This is a genomic window from Streptomyces phyllanthi (genome assembly GCF_009377205.1).
GTDB classification, from domain to species: domain Bacteria; phylum Actinomycetota; class Actinomycetes; order Streptomycetales; family Streptomycetaceae; genus Streptomyces; species Streptomyces phyllanthi.
In genome coordinates, this window is record NZ_VJZE01000620.1 from 1 (window position 1) to 4,303 (window position 4,303).

Sequence of the window (4,303 nt, forward strand, 5' to 3'; positions counted from 1 at the left end):
GTGAGGGCCCCGGAACGATCCCGGGGCCCTCACCGCCGTACGGCTCCACCGTCAGCCGCACTGGCACGGGTTGCCCGACTGGCAGCCGCAGCCGCAGCCCGAGCCGCAGCCGCAGGCGCCGACCAGGGGCAGCATCCTGATCCTGGCGGGCTGCTGCGTCTCGCGCTCCTGGGTGGGGTCGGGCGTGGTGGGGGATTCGGCCATGGGTCCCTCCTCGAAGGCTGGTGCCTGTGCCCAGTGGATGCCCGGTACCACTGGGCGCATCAACGGCGCACTGAGGCGCGTACGCTCGTTCGCACCCCAGCCCCGCCCCAGTGCCCGGCCGGCAGCTGCGGCCCCAGCCCGGCTACGCCCCCTCGGCCCCCGTCACCGGCTGGATGTCCGGCTGGATCTCGTCCGCGTGCTCGCCCGTCACCAGGTACACCACCCGCTTGGCCACCGACACGGCGTGGTCAGCGAAGCGCTCGTAGTAGCGGCCCAGCAGGGTCACGTCCACCGCGGTCTCGATGCCGTGCTTCCAACGGTCGTCGATGAGGTGCTGGAAGAGGGTGCGGTGCAGGAGGTCCATCTCGTCGTCGTCCTGCTCCAGCTGCAGGGCCAGGTCCACGTCCTTCGAGACGAGGACCTCCGCCGCCTTCGCCATCAGGCGCTGGGCCAGCTGGCCCATCTCCAGGATCGTCGCGTGCAGGTCGTGCGGGACCGCGCGCTCCGGGAAGCGCAGCCGGGCCAGCTTCGCCACATGCTGGGCCAGGTCGCCCGAGCGCTCCAGGTCGGCGCTCATCCGCAGCGACGTGACGACGATACGGAGGTCCGTCGCCACCGGCTGCTGGCGGGCGAGCAGGGCTATCGCGCGCGCCTCCAGCTGGTGCTGGAGGTCGTCGACCTTCGTGTCGGCCTCGATCACGTTCTCCGCCAGCTTCAGGTCGGAGTCGAGGATCGCCGTCGTGGCGCGCCCGATCGCCGACCCGACCAGCCGGGCCATCTCGACCAGGCCCTCGCCGATGGAGTCAAGTTCCTCGTGGTACGCGTCCCGCATCAGGGGGTCCCTCTTCTCTTCACGTACGTCGCTTTTCGGGGGGTCTCAGGGGGTTGAACGGGTCAAAGGGGTTCAGGGGTTTCCACGGTCCAGGGTCCAGGTGCCCCGGGCCTCCCGCCGGTCAACATCCACCATCGGGCACGGACACGCCCGTACACCACCGGGCACGGACGTAGCCGTCCACGAACCCCACGCTGCCACGTTCCGCCCCGCACGCGTCCGTTTCCGGCATCCCAAATGAACCGTCACTGGCTCCAAGGTGAACTCTGGGCGACGAGTCTTCGAGCTCACACAGTGATGGCTGTGGCCGACCCGGACCTCGTGCCTAACCTGGATGCATGGACGTGAACGCGGCGGTCGCCGCAGCGGCAGCGATCGTCGGGGTGCTCACCGGCGTCATCGCCGCTTTGGCGTTCCGCTGGAGCGAACGCGAGCAGAAGCGTCCCACGCGTACCTCCCTCCACACGGATCCGGTGCTGCCGCCCGGCGTCGACACGGTGCTGTCCGTCCTGCGCTCCTCGGCCGTCGTGCTCGACGAGGGCGACACCGTCGTCAAGGCCAGTTCCGCCGCGTACGCCCTGGGGCTGGTGCGCGGGGGGAAGCTCACCGTCGATCCGATGCTCCAGATGGCCCGCGACACCCGTCGCGACGGCGAGATACGCCAGGTCGAGCTGGACCTGCCCCGGCGTGGTAACGGCCGCGGCGAGGCCCTCGCCGTGTCCGCGCGCGTCGCCCCCCTCGGCTCCCGGCTCGTCCTGCTCCTGGTCGAGGACCTCACCGAGGCACGCCGTATAGAGGCCGTACGACGGGACTTCGTGGCCAACGTCAGTCACGAGCTGAAGACTCCGGTCGGGGCTCTCTCCCTTCTCTCCGAGGCCGTCATGGGGGCCAGCGACGACCCGGAGGCGGTGGAGCGCTTCGCCGGGCGCATGCAGATCGAGGCCACCCGGCTGACGAGCCTCGTACAGGAGCTCATCGACCTGTCGCGCGTGCAGAACGACGACCCGCTGGAGGGCGCCGAGCCCGTACGCGTCGACGAACTGGTCGCCGAGGCCATCGACCGGTGCCGCCACCAGGCCGGTAGCAAGCAGATCACCATGGCCGCCGGCGGCACCGCCGACCTGCATGTGTGGGGGCACCGCGGACAGCTCGCCGCCGCACTCGGCAACCTCGTCGAGAACGCCGTCAACTACTCGCCCGCCCGTACCCGCGTCGGTATCGCGGCCCGCAGGGTCAACGCGCCGGGCGGCGACCTGATCGAGGTGGCCGTGACCGACCAGGGCATCGGTATCTCGGACAAGGACAAGGAGCGCATCTTCGAGCGCTTCTACCGCGTGGACCCGGCCCGTTCCCGTGCCACCGGCGGCACCGGACTGGGTCTCGCGATCGTCAAGCACGTGGCCGCCTCGCACGGCGGGGAGGTCACGGTGTGGAGCTCCGCCGGACAGGGCTCCACGTTCACCCTCAGGCTGCCGGAGGCGGGTGCGGCCCGTGCCCGCGCACACGCACCCCAGCACTCCGCCCTCGACGAGGACGGGCAGCTGCCCGAGCTCGACGAGGACGGACAACCCCCCACCGACTCAACCCCGTACGCACCGCTTCCCGCCCCGGAGGTCCTTCCGTGACCCGAGTGCTCGTCGTCGAGGACGAGGAGTCCTTCTCCGACGCCCTGTCCTACATGCTCCGCAAGGAGGGCTTCGAGGTCGCCATCGCGACCACCGGGCCCGACGGTCTCGACGAGTTCGAGCGCAACGGCGCCGACCTCGTCCTCCTCGACCTCATGCTGCCCGGGCTGCCGGGCACCGAGGTCTGCCGTCAGCTGCGCGGCCGTTCCAATGTCCCGGTGATCATGGTCACCGCCAAGGACAGCGAGATCGACAAGGTCGTGGGCCTGGAGATAGGAGCCGACGACTATGTCACCAAGCCCTTCTCCTCCCGCGAGCTGGTCGCCCGTATCCGGGCCGTACTGCGCCGCCGCGGCGAGCCCGAGGAGGTCGCCCCGGCCGCGCTGGAGGCGGGTCCGGTCCGTATGGACGTCGACCGCCACGTGGTCACGGTCTCCGGCTCCAAGGTCGACCTGCCCCTCAAGGAGTTCGACCTGCTGGAGATGCTCCTGCGCAACGCCGGGCGCGTCCTGACCCGTATGCAGCTCATCGACCGCGTCTGGGGCGCCGACTACGTGGGCGACACGAAGACGCTGGACGTCCACGTCAAGCGCCTCCGCGCGAAGATCGAGCCGGACCCGGGGGCGCCGCGATACCTGGTGACGGTTCGGGGCTTGGGATACAAGTTTGAGCCCTAAGTCGCCGAGCTGCTACGGTGAGTGACCTTCGCCGTCGGGTGGACGGAGAGGTTAAACGCCGGTGGAGCGCTGGTAAGACCTGGAGCAATCGAGGCTCGGCGCTGTGAAGCAGGAACCTCCTCGAGGAGGGCACCAAAAGTTCGAGCCGTAGCTCAGAACCGCAAAGGGCGGGAACCGATAGCCAAGGTTCCCGCCCTGAGACGTTTACAACTGCTTCAGTGGCCGGCCGACTCTGAAGCCGTCGCGCTCGCGGACGCCGTGTTCGACGGGGACGCCGAGCCGCCGGCGGCCGGGGACTCGGAGGCCGAGGCGCTCTCGGAGGGCGAGGCGCCCGGCGCCTGCGGGACCTCGCTCGGGCCCCACTCGGCGAAGTAGCTCTCGGCCGGGTAGACGAACGCGCGCAGGCTCACCTCACCGGTCTCGCTGAAGGTGAAGGTGACCTCCTGGGCGTTGCCGTCCTTGACGGAGTCACCGGGGCTGGTCACCACCGCGGACGCGTTGTTCGCGCCGCCGAGGACGACGGAACCGCCGGCCGGGATGGTCACCTTGCCCTTGCCCTCGGCCGGGGTGATCACCGCGGAGCCGTCACCGGGGATGGTGATGCCCTCCAGGGTCTGGGCGGTGCGGCCGCTGTTGAACAGGGTCGCCGAGACCGCGATCGGGCCCGTCGACTCCGCGTCGGGCTGGGTGATGACGATCGCGTTCTGGATCTCGATGTCGCCGACGGTCGTCGCAGCGTTGTCCGGCTTGATCTCCAGCGTCTGGGCGTTGTTGCCGGCGCCGCACGCGGCGAGCGAGGCGATGGAGAACGCGATGGCGGCGGCGGCGAGGGCGCCGCGTCGAAGGCTGCTGCTCACGGCGGCGGCAACTCCTTGAACGCAGGGGCGGCCCATTTTCCAAGCCGCCTTAAGGATCGGTCAGCGGGCCTTAGGTTACCGAGCCGTTCCACGGCGCCCGCACCCGAC

Annotated in this window: 5 protein-coding genes; 2 read left to right on the forward strand and 3 right to left on the reverse strand. The window is 70.2% G+C overall.

Going from position 1 to position 4,303, the window contains the following annotated elements; translation table 11 throughout:
• Window positions 1–51 precede the first annotated feature (51 nt).
• A complete protein-coding gene (locus tag FNH04_RS46990) occupies window positions 52–204 on the reverse strand; it encodes a hypothetical protein (protein ID WP_194237000.1) in 153 nt (50 codons plus the stop codon).
• A 142-nt stretch (window positions 205–346) separates the two neighbouring features.
• Window positions 347–1,036 carry a phosphate signaling complex protein PhoU gene (gene phoU / locus FNH04_RS42210; RefSeq protein WP_152791536.1) on the reverse strand — a complete coding sequence of 230 codons (690 nt, stop codon included), beginning with the start codon at window positions 1,034–1,036 and terminating at the stop codon, window positions 347–349.
• Between the two features lie 338 nt (window positions 1,037–1,374).
• Here phoU and FNH04_RS42215 point away from each other — a divergent pair, with 338 nt between their 5' ends.
• Window positions 1,375–2,661: a sensor histidine kinase gene (locus tag FNH04_RS42215; RefSeq protein WP_152791537.1), complete on the forward strand. Its 1,287-nt coding sequence runs from the start codon at window positions 1,375–1,377 to the stop codon at window positions 2,659–2,661.
• Window positions 2,658–3,338 carry a response regulator transcription factor gene (locus tag FNH04_RS42220; protein ID WP_043441515.1) on the forward strand — a complete coding sequence of 227 codons (681 nt, stop codon included), beginning with the start codon at window positions 2,658–2,660 and terminating at the stop codon, window positions 3,336–3,338. Before FNH04_RS42215 ends, FNH04_RS42220 begins: the two co-directional genes overlap by 4 nt.
• A 215-nt stretch (window positions 3,339–3,553) precedes the next feature.
• Here FNH04_RS42220 and FNH04_RS42225 read toward each other — a convergent pair whose 3' ends face one another.
• The gene (locus tag FNH04_RS42225) at window positions 3,554–4,195 is read right to left on the reverse strand and encodes a copper chaperone PCu(A)C (RefSeq protein WP_322725443.1); all 642 of its coding nucleotides are present in this window, start codon (window positions 4,193–4,195) and stop codon (window positions 3,554–3,556) included.
• Between the last annotated feature and the right edge of the window lie 108 nt (window positions 4,196–4,303).